The organism is Pseudorhodobacter antarcticus (genome assembly GCF_900110135.1).
In the GTDB taxonomy this organism is placed as follows: Bacteria; Pseudomonadota; Alphaproteobacteria; order Rhodobacterales; family Rhodobacteraceae; genus Pseudorhodobacter; species Pseudorhodobacter antarcticus.
On sequence record NZ_FOCO01000012.1, the window covers coordinates 1 to 17,791 of the forward strand.

Annotated in this window: 13 protein-coding genes and 1 pseudogene; 6 read left to right on the forward strand and 8 right to left on the reverse strand. The window is 59.5% G+C overall.

What is annotated here, in order from left to right:
* From BMY36_RS20945 to BMY36_RS07890, 6 genes and pseudogenes are all read left to right on the forward strand, one after another.
* A pseudogene (locus BMY36_RS20945) lies at window positions 1-328 on the forward strand (IS21 family transposase); the annotation flags it as partial.
* A gap of 367 nt (window positions 329-695) precedes the next feature.
* Window positions 696-1,796 carry an ABC transporter ATP-binding protein gene (locus BMY36_RS07870; RefSeq protein ID WP_050518670.1) on the forward strand — a complete coding sequence of 367 codons (1,101 nt, stop codon included), beginning with the start codon at window positions 696-698 and terminating at the stop codon, window positions 1,794-1,796.
* Window positions 1,797-1,864: 68 nt separating this feature from the next.
* Window positions 1,865-2,941 carry an ABC transporter substrate-binding protein gene (locus BMY36_RS07875; protein WP_050518669.1) on the forward strand — a complete coding sequence of 359 codons (1,077 nt, stop codon included), beginning with the start codon at window positions 1,865-1,867 and terminating at the stop codon, window positions 2,939-2,941.
* 126 nt (window positions 2,942-3,067) lie between these two features.
* Window positions 3,068-4,141, forward strand: coding sequence for an ABC transporter substrate-binding protein (locus tag BMY36_RS07880; RefSeq protein ID WP_050518668.1), 1,074 nt, complete (start codon window positions 3,068-3,070; stop codon window positions 4,139-4,141).
* 95 nt (window positions 4,142-4,236) lie between these two features.
* Complete coding sequence (locus BMY36_RS07885; RefSeq protein ID WP_050518667.1) at window positions 4,237-5,493, forward strand: ABC transporter permease; 1,257 nt, start codon at window positions 4,237-4,239, stop codon at window positions 5,491-5,493.
* A 6-nt stretch (window positions 5,494-5,499) separates the two neighbouring features.
* On the forward strand, window positions 5,500-6,411 hold the full coding sequence (locus tag BMY36_RS07890; protein WP_050518666.1) for an ABC transporter permease: 912 nt from the start codon (window positions 5,500-5,502) through the stop codon (window positions 6,409-6,411).
* Window positions 6,412-6,501: 90 nt separating this feature from the next.
* On the opposite strand, the gene BMY36_RS07895 is transcribed toward BMY36_RS07890, so the two are convergent.
* From BMY36_RS07895 to BMY36_RS20435, 8 genes are all read right to left on the reverse strand, one after another.
* Complete coding sequence (locus tag BMY36_RS07895) at window positions 6,502-7,440, reverse strand: AEC family transporter (protein WP_050518665.1); 939 nt, start codon at window positions 7,438-7,440, stop codon at window positions 6,502-6,504.
* Window positions 7,437-8,240 carry an MBL fold metallo-hydrolase gene (locus BMY36_RS07900; protein WP_050518664.1) on the reverse strand — a complete coding sequence of 268 codons (804 nt, stop codon included), beginning with the start codon at window positions 8,238-8,240 and terminating at the stop codon, window positions 7,437-7,439. The genes BMY36_RS07895 and BMY36_RS07900 overlap by 4 nt, the downstream gene beginning before the upstream one ends.
* Window positions 8,237-9,022, reverse strand: coding sequence for a TatD family hydrolase (locus tag BMY36_RS07905; protein WP_050518663.1), 786 nt, complete (start codon window positions 9,020-9,022; stop codon window positions 8,237-8,239). Before BMY36_RS07905 ends, BMY36_RS07900 begins: the two co-directional genes overlap by 4 nt.
* A 3-nt stretch (window positions 9,023-9,025) precedes the next feature.
* Window positions 9,026-10,150, reverse strand: coding sequence for a DNA polymerase III subunit delta' (locus tag BMY36_RS07910; RefSeq protein ID WP_050518662.1), 1,125 nt, complete (start codon window positions 10,148-10,150; stop codon window positions 9,026-9,028).
* Window positions 10,147-10,797, reverse strand: coding sequence for a dTMP kinase (gene tmk, locus BMY36_RS07915; RefSeq protein WP_050518698.1), 651 nt, complete (start codon window positions 10,795-10,797; stop codon window positions 10,147-10,149). The genes BMY36_RS07910 and tmk overlap by 4 nt, the downstream gene beginning before the upstream one ends.
* Window position 10,798: 1 nt before the next feature.
* Entirely contained in the window at window positions 10,799-11,953 is a 1,155-nt protein-coding gene (locus tag BMY36_RS07920; protein ID WP_050518661.1) for a D-alanyl-D-alanine carboxypeptidase family protein, read from the reverse strand.
* 33 nt (window positions 11,954-11,986) lie between these two features.
* On the reverse strand, window positions 11,987-12,832 hold the full coding sequence (locus BMY36_RS07925; protein ID WP_050518660.1) for an SPOR domain-containing protein: 846 nt from the start codon (window positions 12,830-12,832) through the stop codon (window positions 11,987-11,989).
* A gap of 182 nt (window positions 12,833-13,014) precedes the next feature.
* The gene (locus BMY36_RS20435; protein WP_074818586.1) at window positions 13,015-17,550 is read right to left on the reverse strand and encodes a Hint domain-containing protein; all 4,536 of its coding nucleotides are present in this window, start codon (window positions 17,548-17,550) and stop codon (window positions 13,015-13,017) included.
* Between the last annotated feature and the right edge of the window lie 241 nt (window positions 17,551-17,791).

Sequence of the window (17,791 nt, forward strand, 5' to 3'; positions counted from 1 at the left end):
GCCGGGGCGCGTGATCTATGACTGGCGCCACTATCTGGCGGTGGTTCAGCGCAAGCCCGGGGCGCTGCGCAATGGTGCCCCCTTCGTGGAAATGCCCGAACCTTTCCGCGTATTACAGGCAAAGATGCTGCGCCAACCCGGCGGGGACCGCGAAATGGTCGATATCTTGTCACTTGTCTTGCACCATGATGAGCAGGCGGTGCTGTGTGCCGTGGAAATGGCGCTCGAAGCAGGTGTGCCGACCAAAACCCATGTGCTGAACCTGCTCCACAGGCTGCTGGATGGCAAGCTGACCGACCAGCCGGATGTGAACCCTCCAGCATCACGCCGAAACTCGTCTGTGTATTTCTTTGCCATTCCATATCTCCTTCATAGCAAATATTGCTCGAAAGAGACCGGAACTAAAACAGGGCAAGACCAGTTATTCAAACTCCTTCCCGCCTAGGGCACTGCAGAATCTTGATTTTTGCTAGCGTTGCACCGGAAGCGCTGATCTTTTCATCTACCATACATTCACAAAACAGACGCTTTTTGGGCCGTAAGCCTAAAAAAAACGCAATAATTGACCGAAAATCCTGCATTTAGGTGAATCTGCAGTGCTTCTCTTCGATGCTGTTGCAATGTGCCCGACATGTCGCTTTAGTTAGGACCAATCAAAGCGCAGGTCAGCTGCCGAAAAGATCAGGGAGAATAGGTTGGTCACTCAGCCCCAAAGCGACGGCTTCGTCGTGTTCGATCACGTCCAAAAAAGCTATGACGGTGAAACGCTAGTGGTCAAGGACTTGAACCTGTCCATCGGGAAAGGTGAGTTTTTGACCATGTTGGGGCCATCGGGTTCGGGCAAAACCACTTGCCTGATGATGTTGGCCGGGTTTGAAACCGCGACGCATGGCGATATTTTGCTGGATGGACGCCCCATCAATACGGTGCCTCCGCACAAGCGCGGCATCGGAATGGTGTTCCAAAACTATGCGTTGTTTCCGCATATGACGGTGGGTGAAAACTTGGCCTTTCCGCTAGAAGTGCGGGGCATGGGTAAGTCGGAGCGGGAAACCAAGGTTAAGCGCGCGCTTGACATGGTGAAGATGTATGACTTCATCAACCGCCGCCCTGCGCAGCTTTCGGGCGGACAGCAACAGCGCATCGCTTTGGCCCGCGCTTTGGTGTTCGACCCCAGTTTGGTCTTGATGGATGAACCACTGGGTGCGTTGGACAAGCAGCTGCGCGAACATATGCAGTTTGAAATCAAGCATTTGCACGAAAGCCTTGGCATCACCGTGGTCTATGTGACCCATGACCAAAGCGAAGCATTGACGATGTCGGACCGCGTGGCGGTGTTCAACGACGGCCGTATTCAGCAACTCGCCCCGCCGAATGAATTGTATGAACGCCCCGACAACGCCTTTGTTGCGCAATTTATTGGCGAAAATAATAAGCTGGAAGGCGTGATTGAGGAAATATCAGGCGACAAGGCCAAAGTGCGCCTTGCCACCGGCGAATTGATTGCCGCGACCCCGGTGAATGTGACGCAAAAGGGGGAAAAGACACTGGTGTCCATCCGCCCGGAACGTATTGAATTCAAACCAGAAATGATGCCCGAAGGGGCGTATATGATCGACGCCGAGGTGCTGGAATTTATCTATATGGGCGACCTGTTTCGCACCCGGTTGCGGGTGGCGGGGCATGATGATTTCGTCATTAAATCACGCAACACCCAAGGGCAAACCATGCTGCGCCCGGGGGAAAAGATCAAAATTGGCTGGGCCCCCGCAGATGCGCGCGCGTTGCAGCCTTAATCCCACTTGAACAGTCATCTGGATAGGGGAAAGATCACCTTATCTGCTAACCTAAAGGGAGACGTCCAATGAAAAAGCTGCTGATTCTTTCCACTGCACTGGGGGCGCTCTCGCTGCCCGCTGTGGCCCAAGAGGTGAACGTGATGGGCTGGGGTGGGGCCTATTCCATCAGTCAGGTGGAGGCGTATCACAAGCCGTTCACCGCCAAAACGGGCGTTAAGGTGGTGTCGATCGACGCGGATAACCCAGCGACCCCGATCAAAGCGCAGGTCGATGCGGGCAATGTCACGTTTGACGTCGCATCGGTGGAATTTGCCGACGCGGTGCGGTTTTGTGATGAAGGTTTGCTGGAAATAATCGACCCCGCAATCTTGACCCCGGCCCCCGACGGCACCGCCGCGATGGATGATTTCCTGCCCGGCACTGTGACCGAATGTTTTGTGGCGACCGATGTGTTCGCAACGGTCATCGCCTTTGATGCGACGAAATATGCGGGCATGGAATCGCCGTCCACAATGGCCGACTTTTTCGACCTGACAAAATTCCCCGGCAAGCGTGGCGCGCGCAAGAACGCCAAGGTTCTGTTGGAAATGGCGCTGGTTGGTGATGGTGTGCCCACGTCCGAAGTGTACGCAACTTTACGCACCGAAGAGGGCGTTGAGCGGGCGTTTGCCAAACTGGATGCAATCAAATCGGAGATCATTTGGTGGGAAGCGGGCGCACAACCGCCGCAGCTGTTGGCAGATGGTGAAGTGGCGATGACGGTCGCCTATAACGGCCGGATTTTCAACGCCAACGTGACCGAGGGCAAAGAGTTTGAGATAATCTGGGATGGTCAGGTCTATGACGTCGAAGGTTGGGTGGTACCAAAAGGCGCGCCGAACCTGCAAAACGCGATGGATTTCATCAGCTTCTCTACCGGGACCGAACCGTTGGCTAAGGCCGCCGAATGGATCAGCTATGGTCCGCCGCGCGCATCGTCGGCACCATTGGTGGGCATGTATCAAGACGGGAAAACCGAAATGGGCCCCAATTTGCCCACCAGCCCGGCCAACCTGACCAACGCCTTGTTTTCCGATCTGGAATTCTGGGCGGACCGTGACACTGATTTGAACGAGCGTTTTAACGCTTGGCTCTTGAAGTAATCTTTTGGGCTGGGGGCGGTTTGCGCCCAGACCAAATGGTGCGACGCCGGTGTGGGCATGACGTGCCCACACCACAATTCAAGGCGGCAAAAATGCCGCCATTATAAAAGGACGAACAGGGAAATTATGAAAAATCTTCTCATTCTCTCCACCGCGCTTACGAGCTTTGCTTATGCTGCCACTGCCGAAGAGGTGGTGTTGTTGTCATGGGGCGGCTCCTATGGCAAAAGCCAAACCGAGGCGTATCTGAAGCCATTTACCGCTGAAACCGGTATTAAAACCACGATGGTTGACGCCGACAATCCTGCCACCCCTATCAAAGCGATGGTCGAGGCGAACAACGTAACCGTTGACGTGGTCGATCTGGAATTTGCCGATGCCGTGCGCCTGTGCGACGAAGGGTTGCTGGAGCCGCTGGATAAGTCGATCTTGGCTGATGGTGCCGATGGCACGCCTGCGATGGACGACTTCTTGCCCGGCGCTGTGACCGATTGTTCGGTGGCAACGATCGTGTTTTCGCAGATGTATGCCTACGACAACACCAAGTTTCCAGAAAATGGCCCAACCACAATGGCCGATTTTTTCAATCTTGAGGCATTTCCCGGCAAGCGCGCAATGCGCAAGGGGGCCAAGGCCAACCTTGAAATGGCTTTGATGGCGGATGGCGTGCCAGCGGGCGAAGTGTACACCGTTTTGGCAACCCCCGAAGGCGTGGACCGTGCGTTTGCCATGCTGGACAAGGTGAAAAACGATATGGTCTGGTGGGAAGCAGGCGCGCAACCGCCGCAGCTGCTTGCCGATGGTGAAGTTGTGATGTCCACCGCGTATAATGGTCGGATTTTTGCGGCTGCGGTGTCTGAAGGCAAGCCGTTCACCTCTGTCTGGGATGGGCAGGTCTATGAATATGACGTGCTGGCGATCCCAAAAGGGGCGAAAAACATGGAAGCCGCGCAAAAGTTCATAACCTTTGCAACCGGCACCCAGCGTTTGGCCGATCAGGCGAAATACATCAGCTATGGTCCGGCGCGCAAATCGTCCGGCCCATTGGTGGGTCTGTTTGAAGATGGCAAGACCGAGATGGGCCCCTTTATGCCCACCGCCGAAGCCAACCTGACCAACGCGCTGGCATCCGATTTTGAATTCTGGGCCGACCGCGACACCCAGTTGAATGAACGTTTCAACGCTTGGCTGCTGAACTGATCAGCGCCTAAGATCGGGGGCGCGGCTTGGCGCCCCCTTTTGCTTTCAAAGCCCAACCAGAGGGCTGTTAAATTCAACCGACAGGGACCCTGCACATGTCCAACTCTGACACCGCCCCCGAAATTTTGCGCACCGTCGATGGTCAACCGCTGAAAGAGGCGCTGACCCGTGCATCACGCAGTGCCCGCATCCGTGCGTTTTTATTGGTTCTGCCGCTGTTGGTGTTTGTGTTGCTGACCTTTGTGGTGCCGATTGGGCAAATGCTGTCGCGGTCGGTGGTGGATGAAAAATTCTCAGAAAACATGCTGCAATTGGGCGCTTGGTTTGCGGAAAATGACAGCCTTATCCCGGATGAGGCGGCCTATGCGGCGCTGGTTGCCGATTTGAAAGTGGCGTCCGCGCAGCGGTCTGCCGGCAATGTCGGCACGCGGATCAATTATGAATTGCCGGGCACGCGGTCTATGTTCACTTCGGCTGCGCGCCGTGCGGACGAGATGGCGCCGCCGTTCAAAGAAGCGATGTTGGCCCAAGACCCAAAATGGGCGCGCCCCGACCTTTGGGCGGCGATGCGGTCTGCCTCGGCCGCCGCCACGTTGAACTTTTATCAAGCGGCGTTGGACCGCCAAATCGGCGCGGATGGCACATTTGAGGCTGCGCCGGAAAATGTGCAGATTTACGTCAAGCTGTTCATCCGCACCTTTGTGTTGTCGGTGGTGATTACGGGGCTGTGCTTGCTGCTGGGCTTTCCCATCGCCCATTTGTTGGCAACTTTGCCGCTGCGATACGCCAGTCTGTTGATGATTTTGGTGTTGCTGCCGTTTTGGACCTCACTTTTGGTGCGGACCACCAGTTGGATGGTGCTGTTGCAGGGCCAAGGGGTGATCAACGATCTGCTGGTCTGGGCCGGGATTGTGGGCGACGATGGGCGGCTGGAGATGATGTATAATCAAACCGGCACGATCATTGCGATGACCCATATTTTGCTGCCGTTCATGATTTTGCCGTTGTATTCGGTGATGAAAACCATCCCCCCCAGCTATGCCCGCGCGGCGCGCAGTTTGGGGGCGACCAGCTGGACCACGTTCCGCCGGATTTATCTGCCGCAAACCGTTTCGGGGATCGGGGCAGGGGGGATTTTGTGTTTCATCCTTGCTGTGGGCTATTATATTACGCCTGCGTTGGTGGGCGGTGCGGATGGCACGCTGATTTCGAACCAGATCGCGTTCCATATGCAAAAATCGTTGAACTGGTCACTGGCGGCGGCCCTGGCAGCGATGCTGCTGGCCTCGGTTTTGGTTTTGTACTGGGCCTATGATCGCATGGTCGGCATTGATAATATGAAGTTGGGGTAATCAGATATGGCACTTCCCGTTTATGCGGACCCGTTGGAGCGAATTTGGTATTACACCTACCGGGTGATTTGCGCGCTGATTTTCATCTTTTTGATCGCGCCGATTTTGATCATCATGCCGCTGTCGTTCAACGTGGAGCCTTATTTCACCTTTACCTCCGAAATGCTGGCATTTGACCCCGCGGGCTATTCGATGCGCTGGTATGATAACTTGCTGACATTCGGGACCGCGGCCCCTGATGCGGTGCGCGACAGCAGTTGGTGGGCGGATGTCTGGGCCAATGCGAAATGGGTGCAGGCGGCGAAAAATTCGATCATCGTGGGGTTTTTCGCGACTATTGTGGCCACCGTTTTGGGGACGATTGCGGCCATGGGATTGTCACGCCCTGAAATGCCGTACCGGAAATTGATCATGGCGATTTTGATTTCTCCCATGATTGTGCCGATCATTATCACGGCCACGGGATTGTTCTTTTTCTATTCCAAGATTGGCCTGTCGGGCAGCTATTTTGGGTTGGTGTTGGCCCATGCCACGCTGGGGATTCCGTTTGTGATTATCACGGTAACGGCCACGATGATGGGGTTTGATCGCAGCCTTATTCGGGCGGCGCAGAATTTGGGGGCGGGGCCTGTGACCACGTTTTTCAAGGTTCAATTGCCCTTGATCACGCCGGGTGTGGTGTCTGGCGCTTTGTTTGCTTTTGTCACCTCATTCGATGAGGTGGTGGTGGTTTTGTTCATTGGCAGCCATGAACAGCAGACGATTCCGCGCCAGATGTGGAACGGTATTCGCGAGCAAATCAGCCCGTCGATTTTGGCGGTGGCGACGATTTTGGTGATATTTTCGGTCTGTTTGCTGGCGGTGGTGGAATTGCTGCGCCGCCGGTCGGAACGGATGCGGGGCGTGACGCCTGGCTGATGCATCGCGCGCGATGCGCAAGGTAAGAGCTTGAAAACGCTGAATATCGTGTTTGTTGTTAACCCAATCTTAACCTGCGCATCGCGATGTTCACGGCAGGATATGCAGCCAGCCCCATGCGGTAAACAGCGTGCCAGCGGTGGCGAGCAGCACGGTGGAGGCGGTGACGCGTTTGGCCACGCCGTACATATTGGCGAATAAAAACGCGTTTACACCGGGGGCCATTGCGGCAGTGACGACCGCAGAGCGGAGTTGATCGGTGGTGAGGCCGAAAGCGTAACGGCCAAGGCCGTAAGTGACCGCCGGATGCACCAACAGCACCAGCGCGCACAGCATGGCGATGGTGCCCATATCCCCTTCGGGACGGTAGCGCAGCAAAACGCCGCCAAGGCCAAAGAGGGCGGCGGGCAGGGCCGCGCGCACCATCATATCGACCGCCGCATCAACCACGCCGGGGGTGGTGACGCCGCTAAGGTTGACCATGAGCCCCGCGAGGATGCCGATCACCAAAGGCTGTTTCAGGATGGATTTGATCACACGCAAGGCCAGTGCGGATTTCGCGAGGCCTTGGCCGCTGGTACGCGCCATTTCCATTAAGGTGATGCCAAGCGCGTAGAAAAACGGCGAGTGAAGCGCGATGATTGCGTAATTGGCGGCCAGCGCATCCGCGCCGTAAGCGCGTTCGGTTATTGGCAGGCCCAACAGCAAGGTGTTGGAAAAACTGGCGGTAAAGGCGATGGCGATAGCATCGGTGGCGGGGCGTTTGAACAGGTGGCGCGCGCCGAAATAGGCGAGGGCGCCAGAAATCACAGCGCCCGCGTAAAAGCTGGTCAGTAGGCCCGCATCAAAGCTTTGCGCCAGATCGAGGCGGCTGAGGGAGCGAAACAGCAAGCAGGGAATGGCGATATTTTGCGCAAACCGCATGACACCATCAACGGCGGCATCATCGAGAATTTTAGACCAAGCGGCGGCATATCCGGCCCCGAGGATGAGGAAAACGGGCAGGATGACATCAAGCAGCGCGTTCATGTATCGGGGATTTCAAACACCATTCCGTCATAGGCGGGGGTGATGTGGGTGGGGGTTTCCGTGTCAAGAGTTTGATAATCAAGGTCAATGTGCATGTTGGTTAGAATGGCGCGAGTTGGTTTGGCGCGGGCAATCCAGTCCAACGTCAGCGCCAGATGGGCGTGAGTGGGATGGGGTTTGCGGCGCAGCGCGTCCACAATCCAGACATCGAGACCTTGCAACTGGTCCCACGCGGCGCCCGGAATGGCGACCGCATCGGGCAGGTAAGCCACGTTTGCGATGCGAAACCCCAGCGCATCCATGGAGCCGTGATCGGCGGTGAAGGGGTGCAGCGTGATGTCGCCGCCCGGACCCGGCACGGTCACGGGACCGTCCAGCAGGTTTAGGTCAAGGATGGGGGGGTAGGGGGAATTGGGTGCTTGGGTGAACACATAGGCGAAACGGTCCATGAGCGCGGTTTGCGTTGGAGCATCGGCCCAAACGGGCAAGCGGCCTTGCATGTTGAACACGATTTGGCGCAGATCGTCGATGCCATGCACATGATCGGCGTGGGCGTGGGTGTAGACGACGCCGTTGAGCGTGCCGACATTTGCCGAGAGGAGTTGGTCGCGCATATCGGGGGATGTGTCGATAAGGACGCGGGTGGTGCCCGCATCGGTGAGGCGTTCGACCAGTAGCGAACAACGGCGGCGACGGTTTTTGGGGTTTTGGGGGTCACAATCGCCCCAATGACCGCCCAAGCGGGGCACGCCGCCGGACGATCCGCAGCCGAGAATGGTGAAGCGCAAGGTGGCGGTCATTTTGCTTTCCAAAACAGGCGGTGGAAATTGGCGGTGGTGGTTTTGGCGAAATCCTCAACGGTGACACCGAACGTTTGCGCGCCGATTTTGGCGGTGTGGGCGGTGTAGGCAGGTTCATTCCGGCGACCGCGAAACGGGGGCGGCGCGAGGTAGGGGCTGTCGGTTTCCACCAAGATACGGTCGATTGGCGCGGATTTGAAAATGTCGCGCAGATCGGAGGATTTTGGGAAGGCAGAGATGCCGGACATTGAGAGGTAAAAGTCGAGGTTGATTGCGGCGCGGGCAAGGGCGGCGCTGGAGGAAAAGCAGTGCATGACGCAGGTGTAGGGGCCGTTTTTGTATTCTGAGGTGAGGATTTCGGCCATGTCATCATCGGCGTCGCGGGCGTGGATGATAAGGGGGAGGTTGGTTTGGCGGGCGGCGGCGATGTGCAAGCGCAGGCTGGCTTGTTGCTGGGCGGCGCTTTCGGCAGTGTAGTGGTAATCGAGGCCCGTTTCACCGATTGCCACGAATTTGGGGTGGTTTGCCAGCGCGATAAGCTGATCGGTGGTGGCCATGGGTTCGGTTGCCACGCTCATGGGATGCGTGCCTGCGGCGTAGTAGACGGAGGGGTAGGTTTCGGCGATTTTGCGCACGGCGGGTTCATTGCGCAGTTTGGTGCAGATGGTGACCATGCGTTTGACGCCAGCAGCATGGGCGCGGGCGATAATGTCGGGCAGTTCGTTTTCGAAATCGGGGAAGTCGAGGTGGCAATGGCTGTCGACAAGTTCGGGGGTGGTCATGGATTACCTCTGGGCGAGGGTGCCCGCCGTTTCATCAATCTTTAGAACCATATCCATGAGAAGGGCGGCAGGGTCAAGGTTGACCGACCTGCCACGCCGCGCGCGGTTGCCCAAAGTTTGCGCCAGATCGGCCCAATGGCGGGCGGCGTGGGGGGTGGGGGAGAGGCGGGCGATAAGGGCGGCTTCGCCTTGCGCGGCCTCGGGCGGGGCGTGGCCTAGGGTGCCTGCGCGGGCGAGGCGAGCGAGGAAGAGGTCGATCAGCATCAACAGCAGGTCGAATTTTTCATCATTGCCGCGACCTGCGCCGATGTCGGCCAGCGATTGGGCGCGGATGCGATCAAGACGGGGCAGGGTGGACATGAGAGCGATGAGTTGGGCGTAGAGTTTGAGGCCGTCGAGGTTGAGAATGCGCACCGCCTCACCCACCGAACCGGCGGAAAGTTCGGCGAGGGGGATGGGGTTTTGTGGCGCATCGTTTGTGGTGGCCAGCGCTGTGGCCATGTTTTGGGCGGACAGGGGGGTGAGGCGCAGGTCGCGGCAGCGCGAGCGGATGGTGGGCAGGAGTTTGGAGGGTTGGTGGCTGATGAGCAGGAGGGTGACGTTTGCTGGCGGTTCCTCGAGCAGTTTCAGAAGCGCGTTGGCGGCGGCGGGTTGCATTTCATCAACCGCGTCGATGATGGCGACGCGGTGGCCCCCATCGGCGGCGGAGAGAGTGAAATAGCTTTTCATTTTGCGGACTTCGTCGACGCCGATGGTGGTTTTGAGTTTGCGCGCGGTGTCATCCCACGCGCGGCGCAGCAGGAACAGGCGGGGTTCGGACAAGGCGGCAAGGCGGTGCGCGACGGGGTGATCGGGGGAGACGTCGAGGGATTGCGGCGGGAACATCGCGGGGGTTTCGGTGGCCAGCAGGAAGCGGGCGATTTTCCACGCAAGGGTCGCTTTGCCAAGGCCGAGGGGGCCGGTGATCATCCAGCCGTGGTGCAGTTTGCCTGCGTTGAAGGCGGTGAGGAAGGCGGTTTCAGCGGCCGCGTGACCAATCAGGGTTTGGGTGTGGCGCGGGTGCAAAGCGCCGCTGACGCAATCGGGTTCTGGACGATCCTCAATGGCAGTTTTGGGGGCGCGGCTCATAACCGGAATTGCACGGTTTGCAGGACGGTTTGGGCGACTTGGTCGGGGGTGGCTGCGCCGTTGATGACATGGATGCGCGGGGCGCTGCGGGCGAGGGTGAGGAAACCATCGCGCAGGCGGGCTTGGAGGTCGCGGCCCATATCTTCGAACCGCTGTTCGGCCCCGGCGCGGGATACGGCGCGGGCATGGCCCAGATCGGCGTCGATGTCGATGAGGAGCGTGAGGTCGGGTTCGACGTTGATCATCAGGCTGTGGAGCGCGTCGACCATCGCGCGCAGATCGGCCCCGGTGCCGTGGCGGATGCCTTGGTACATGCGGGTGCTGTCGGCGAAACGGTCGGTGATCACGATGTCACCGCGCGCAAGGGCGGGGTTTATGGTTTTTTCCAGATGATCGCGGCGGGCGGCGGTGAACAAAAGGATTTCGGTTTCGGGGGACCAGCGGTCGGGGTCACCTTCAAGAACCAGTCGCCGGATTTCTTCGGCGCCCGCGCTGCCGCCGGGTTCGCGGGTGAGCAGAACGGTGTGGCCAAGGGTGCGCAGGGTTTCGGCCAAAAGGCGGGCTTGGGTGCTTTTGCCCGACCCGTCGATCCCTTCAAAGCTGATGAAAAGCCCTTTTTTAACAAGTATATCAGGGATTGTGGGCATATCAGGTTGCAGGTTCTGCATCATCGGCCAGGCGGGTGCGCAAAATGCTTGCCGCCTTTTGTATCCGCTGCATAAAGCCTGCGGCATCAGCCCCGGTTTCGGTGATCAAGGGGATTTGACGGTCGGGCAGGTCGGGCACGGAAATGGTCAGGGTGCCCACAGGGGTGCCCGGCGCAAAGGGCGCGCGCAGGGGGCCTGTGTAATTCACTTGCGCCTTGACCCCGTCCTGCACGGAGGCGGGGACCAGCATGGTGACATCTTGCGCTGCGACAAGGCCCACGCTGGCGGTGTTGCCCAGCCACACATCCGCATCGGCCACGCGCTGGCCGGATTTGATAACGGTTTTCAGAACGAATTGGCGAAAGGCCCAGTTCATCATGCGGTCCGATTCCTCGGCCCGCGCGGCGTCGGTATCGAGCCCGGTGATAACGAAAATCACGCGGCGGTCGCCTTGTTTGGCGGAGCCGACAAGGCCATAGCCCGCCTCAGCCGTGTGGCCGGTTTTCAAGCCATCCGCGCCGCCGCCCAGTTTCAACAACGGGTTGCGGTTGTGGCGGTTGGAGGCCGCGCGGTCACCAAAGTTAAATTCGGTTTCGGCAAAGATGGGGTAATATTCTGGAAATTCCTCGATCAAGCGTTTGGCGAGGATGCCCAGATCGCGCATCGACATGCGGTGATTGGGGTCGGGCCAGCCCGATGAATTGGCAAAGTTGGAATTGGTCATGCCCAACGCTTGGCCGCGCGCGGTCATTTGTTTGGAAAACGCTTCCTCGGTGCCAGACAGCCCTTCGGCGACGACCACGCAGGCGTCATTGCCCGAATTGATGATAATGCCGTGGATCAAATCGCGCGCGGTGGGGCGGTCGCGTTCATTCAGAAACATGGTGGAGCCGCCCATCGCCTTGGCGCGCGCGGACACGGTAAATTCGGTGTCCATGGTGACACGGCCATCGCGCAACGCCTCAAACAACATGTTCAGGGTCATGAGTTTGGACATGGAGGCGGGGGGCAGCGCTTGGTCGGCGTTTTTATCCATCAACACGGTTTGGGTCGCCATGTCATAGACCCATGCGGCGGTGGCGCGGGTTTCAAACGCCGCTGCGGGGGCTGCAAGGGCGAACAAAGTGAGGCACTGGCACAAAAGGCGTTTCAACATGGGGTGGTTCCTTTTGGGTCGGTTTTGGGCGGATTAGCGGGCGAAATAGGCGTCGTTAAAGCCCAGCGATTTGATTTTGGGCAAGGTGGATGTGGCGGTGGGGCCTGCGGTGACGCCCCAGAAATCCTTGCCTTGCGCGCTGTCCTTGCTGACTTTGGCGGGGATGCCTGCCTTGGTCAGAGTGGTGGCTGCGCGGTTCGCGTTCGCCTCGACGCTGAAAATGCCGATTTGGACGGTGCGGGTGCCGGAGGCTGCAGCGGCGGGTTTTGGGGCGGCTGCGGCGGGTTTGGAGGTGGGATTTGGCGCGGCAGTTGGGGTGATTGGGGTGGGTGCAGCCTTGTCCAAAGCGGCGGATGCGGTTTGCACGGGGTCCAGCGAGGTGGTTTGCACCGCTTCATTATCGGCGAGGATTGGGCGGGCGGCGTCTGGTGTTTCCAGCGGCACCTCTTCGCGGCGCAGGGCGGTCACGGAGATTTTATTCGGGCTGCCCGCAAGGATGCCCAAAGCGGCCGCCGCATCGGAGGAAATTTGCAATGGTGGGCCGGGATTGAGACGTTCGCGGCGGAAAAGCGCGCCGATCACGAATTTGCCATTGGCCGGATTGCGCAAAATGACGCGTTCAGGATCGACCGCATCGGGGGAGGCGACCCAGACGCCACCCAGCGAGGGGCGACCATCCCACAGCGCGTCATCGCTGACTTGGAACACTTTGGGCGCTTCAACATCGCGGTCCACAAGGCGGATAGAGGTGGCGCTGGCCACGCTGCCTTCTGGCGCAGTTTCCTTTGATGCAAAGGGGTTAGAGCCTGGTTGGCAGCCTGCCAGCAGGAAAGCCGCAGCGGTTGCCATAAGAAATGCCTGTGTCGATGCCCGTGCCATGTCCTGCCTTTACGATTGCGCACATTCTGTGATGCGCTTGTGTTTTGCCACGCTTTTTGGGCGCTTTGTGAGGCAGTGTGCCCTGAAAACGTCCTGTCGCTGTAGCGCATTATATCGGTATGGCCGCGCCGTGGGAAGTGCCACTGCGCGTTTCGGCGGAAATCGGCGGTTTTGGCGGCGGATTACGCCACCAATGCCGTGCGGGCCAGCGGGGTCAGGGTGCCTGCGCGCAAGGCGGCGTTAATTTCGGGCGCGGTGAGGACGCGGCGGGCGCGGGGGCCGTAGAGATATTGGAGGGTGAGGGGGTTTTGAGTTGTGGTGTTTGGGGCGGGGGGCCGCGCGGTGCAAATGGCGGGGGGCTGGGCAGAGCAAATGGCGCGCGGTTGCGCGGTGCAAATGGCGCGTGGTTGCGCCGTGCAAATGGCGCGGGCGATGGCGCGTTGGGCGGGGCCGCCGAGGGCTGCCAGAGCCATTGGACCGGGATAAAAGCTTTCCATCGCGGCGCCATCGGCGTTGAGGATGGCATGGCGGGGCAACATAAGGTGGTGATAGGTGACTTGCCGTTTGCCCATTGCGATGCGCAGACCCGGCATTTTGGCGCGCACGAGATGAATGGCGCGGGCCAGCACATGTTCGCCATTGGCCAGATGCATCAGTATGGCGTGTTGTGGCGACACCAGCAGGTCGTGGCCGTTGCCAAAGGTGCCGCGCGCGATGTGGATGGGGCGCAATTTGGGGGCGGCATTTAAGGTGTCTGCGTCAAGTGGACGCGATCCTGCCCAAAGGATGGGGGCGGATTGGCCGTCATGGGTCCGCACCAGATCGCCTGCGCGCAACGATTCAACCGCACGCCAGCCTGTGGGGGTGGCGATGGGGGTTGTGCTGGCAAAACACAGGATGCCCATGCGGGCCATCGCCTGTTTGCTGGATGCCTGTTCGGGGGTGACCCCTTCGAGGGTGATGGATTCGCCTTCGGGAAAAGTGAGGACGGCGTTGCCACGCCCATCATCGGTGACGGTGATATCGGCGAATTTGATGGGTTGGCCGTTGGGGGTGCGCAGGTCGGACACGTCGATTTGGTCGGTGTAGTGGCCATTTGTCAGGGTCAGGTCAAAATCGGTGATGGTGGCGGTGGATGTTTCGCCGATAGTCACCAAATCCGCGCCATCGCCCAGTGTGACGGTGTCATTTTGGCCGTTGGCGCGGACGGTGTCATTGCCCGCCCCTGCATCAAGGATGTTGGTGCCGCTGCCGCCATCGAGGCTGTCATTGCCATCGCCGCCTTGCAGCGTGTCGTCACCATCGCCGCCAAAGAGGAGGTCATCGCCGCCATCACCGCGCAAAAGGTCGTCGTTGGAGCCACCCGTCAGGACATCGTTGCCAGCGCCACCGTCCAGCGTGTCGTCACCATCGCCACCGAAAAGGCTGTCGGCGCCATCACCGCCCGAAAGCGTATCGCTGCCGGCCCCGCCGTCGAGGTAATCGCCCCCGTCGTTGCCTGACATGCTGTCATTGCCGCTGCCGCCGAACAGGTAGTCTTCGCCACTGCCGCCAAAAATAGTGTCGTTGCCAGCATCGCCACGGATTTCATTATAGGTGCTGGCGCCAGTGATGCTGATCAGGTCATCGCCATCGCCGCCGAAAGCCTGAACATACCCTGAGCCGGACCCGATGATCGTGTCATCGCCTTCGTCGCCGTAAAGCAAAGAGTAGATCGAACTTTCGCCGATCAGAAGGTCGTTGCCTTCGCCGCCGTAAGCGCCACGGTCCATCCCTTCGCCGGGGCGCAGCGTATCGTTACCCGCGCCGCCATAAAGTTCATCGCCGCCATCGCCGCCCGTCAAGCTGTCGTTGCCATCGCCAGCATAAAGCACGTCCCGGCCCGCGCCACCGAACAGGTGATCATCGCCCGCGCCGCCGTACAGGTAATCGTCGCCGCCGCCGCCTGTAATGGTGTCGTGGCCAGCGTCGCCCAGCAGCATATCGGTTTGATTGCCGCCGGTGATTTGGTCATCGCCCGTGCCGCAATAAGCCAATGTTTGGCCGGTGGCAGACCCTGTGATGGTGTCATTGCCTTCGTCGCCAAACAGGCTGGCGACCCCCGGCCCTTCGCCAAGGATCAGGTCATTGCCTGCGCCGCCAAATGCGCCATCGTCGGCGTCGGCGTCGGCGTCGGCGCGCAGCGTGTCATCGCCATCGCCGCCGTAGAGTTCGTCGCTGCCGGTGCCGCCATCAAGGTTGTCGTTGCCTGCGCCGCCAAACAGGCGGTCTGCGCCATCGCCACCATAGGCCAGATCGCTGCCATCATCGCCGCGCAGGGTGTCGTTGCCCGCGTCGCCATGCAGCGTGTCATTGCCCGCCCCGCCAAAGGATATGTCGTTGCCATCCCCGCCATAGGTCAGGTCGTCGCCCGTGCCGCCATCCAGCGTGTCGTTGCCCGCATCACCTGACAACCGATCATTTCCAGCGCTGCCCAGCATAAGGTCGTCGCCGCTGCCGCCGATCAGGGTGTCTGCGCCATCGCCGCCTTCGATAAAGTCATTGCCGCTGCCACCATCAAGGTGGTCGTTGCCTTCGTCGCCCAGCAGCACATCATTACCCGCGCCGCCCGTTATGCTGTCATCGCCGGTGCCGCCCGTCAGTTTGTCATTGCCGCTGCCGCCGATCAGCGTGTCGTTGCCCGCATTGCCGATCAGGGATTGGTTGGTGGTCGATAGGCTGGCATCAACGCGGTCATTGCCGCTGGACCCGTCAATCACCTCAATTTCAGTGAAGGTGAAAGTGCCGGTGCCAAAAGTGCCGCTGCCCGCCTCGGACCCGCTGAAGGTTAGGTTTAAGCCGCCAGTGTCGCCGTTGTAATTGCGCGCCACAAGGCTGTCATAGTCGATGCCCCCTTCGCCCCCGATCAGGGTGTTTGAGGTGTGATCGCTGCCAATGTGCAAGGCATCGGCGTCATCGCCCACGTCGAGCAATCCGGAAATGCCGCGCCCTGCATCAAGGTGGTCGCGGCCCGTGCCGCCATAAAGGCTGTCCCTGTCGGCACCAGAATTGCCGACAATCAGGCTGTCGTCCCCGCTGCCGCCATAAAGGGCGTCATTGCCTTCGCCGCCGTTTATCGTGTCCTTGCCGTCACCGCCAAACAGGGTGTCGTCGCCGGTGCCGCCATAGAGGATATCACTGTCCGCGCCGCCAAACAGCGCATCATTACCATCGCCGCCCAGCAGGCTGTCATTGCCTGCGCCGCCAAACACCTCATCCGCGCCAGCGCCGCCAAGGACGGTGTCATTGCCATCGCCGCCTTTCAGGCTGTCGTTACCGCTGCCGCCAACCACGCTGTCATTGCCGCCGAGCGCGTCGAGGGTGACGCCGTTGGCATCGGCGATGGCGTTTAGGAAATCATTATAGGAGGTGCCAAAAACCGCTTCGATATTGGTGAATGTGCCGGTGGCAAGGCCTTTGCCATAGGTATAGCTGCCCGCATCCGAGCCGCTGAAGGTGACGGTGACGCCTGCGGTGCTGACAAAATTGGAATATTGAATCAAATCCCAGCCCGCGCCGCCGTCGATCACATCCTGATCATGGTCGTCGGTGATGAGGACTACGTCATTGCCATCGCCGCCAAACAGCGTGTCAGCGCCTTTGCCCCCCGACAGGGTATCATTGCCCGTATCGCCGTAAAGCAGGTCATCGCCCGCGCCGCCGATGATGCTGTCATTGCCCGTGCCGCCAAAAACGGTGTCGTTGCCGCCTTCATCAAAAAAGTTGCCGAAAGTGTCGTTGCCGCTGCCGAGTTCGGTATAGTCATTGCCATCGCCGCCAAACACGCTGTCATCGCCGTATTCGCCATAAAGGCTGTCATCGCCGCTGCCACCAAACAGGGTGTCATTCATCCCGCCTGCGCCGAAATTCACCGATTGGGTAACGTTGGTTTGAATAGTTTCCAGATAAAAACCATTGGCGTCACGCAGCATCCAGTTGTGGCCCATGAAGGTGGGCTGTTGCATCGTTGCGCCGGGTTGGATGGTGCCGTAATTTTGCATCGTGCCGGATTGGTCGATCCACCACAGGTCCACCGGACCATCGGTGCTGTTGGTGACGGTTAGCGTGATGGGCAAGCCGCCCCATGACGAGATGAAATCGAAAGGATTGCTCCACAGATTGTCGCCGCGCAGTATGTCGTTGCCCGCGCCACCCCACAGGCTGTCATTGCCGCCGCCGCCGTATAAGCTGTCTTGCCCTGACGTGCCGGTGAGGGTGTCGTTAAGGTTTGACCCGATGATCCCCTCCACACCGGAAAACGTGTCGCCCGCAGCGTCCCCGCCCGAGGCGGCACCTTTTGCAAGGTTGACGTTTACCCCTGCGGTGGAACTGGAATAATCCAGCAAGTCATTGCCTGCGCCGCCATACATCTGGTCGCCGCCCGCACCGCCCGACAGCAGATCATTGCCCGCACCGCCATACATCTCGTCGTTGCCCGCGCCGCCAAAAAGGGTGTCATTGCCATCGTCGCCAAACATCCAATCACTGCCAGCACCGCCGTCCAGCCGATCATCGCCGGTGCCGCCGTACAGATCATCTTCGCCATCGCCGCCAAACACGGTGTCATTTCCCGCGCCAGCATAGACGATATTGTTGCCATTATTGGCGGATATCACATCATTGCCACTGTCGGTGGTGATCGTATCGTTGCCACTGCTGCCGTTGATTGTTGCTGACATTGCCCAAACCCGTTTTTTTGATGAAGAAGCGGGGTGCGCACTGGCCCCGCGTGGGGCGTGGCGCCTATGCCGGGCGGGCAGGGGTTTTGCCCTGCCGCGCGCCGCCAATCCCATATCCGCGCTTCTGCCGGATGACCCTTTGTCGCACGAAAGGATAAGTGACTGGTTAAATCCTGCATTTGTTGCGGATTTTAAGCGGTTTTTGGGGCGGGTTTGTGCGGGGCGGGTTTTGGGGTGGTTT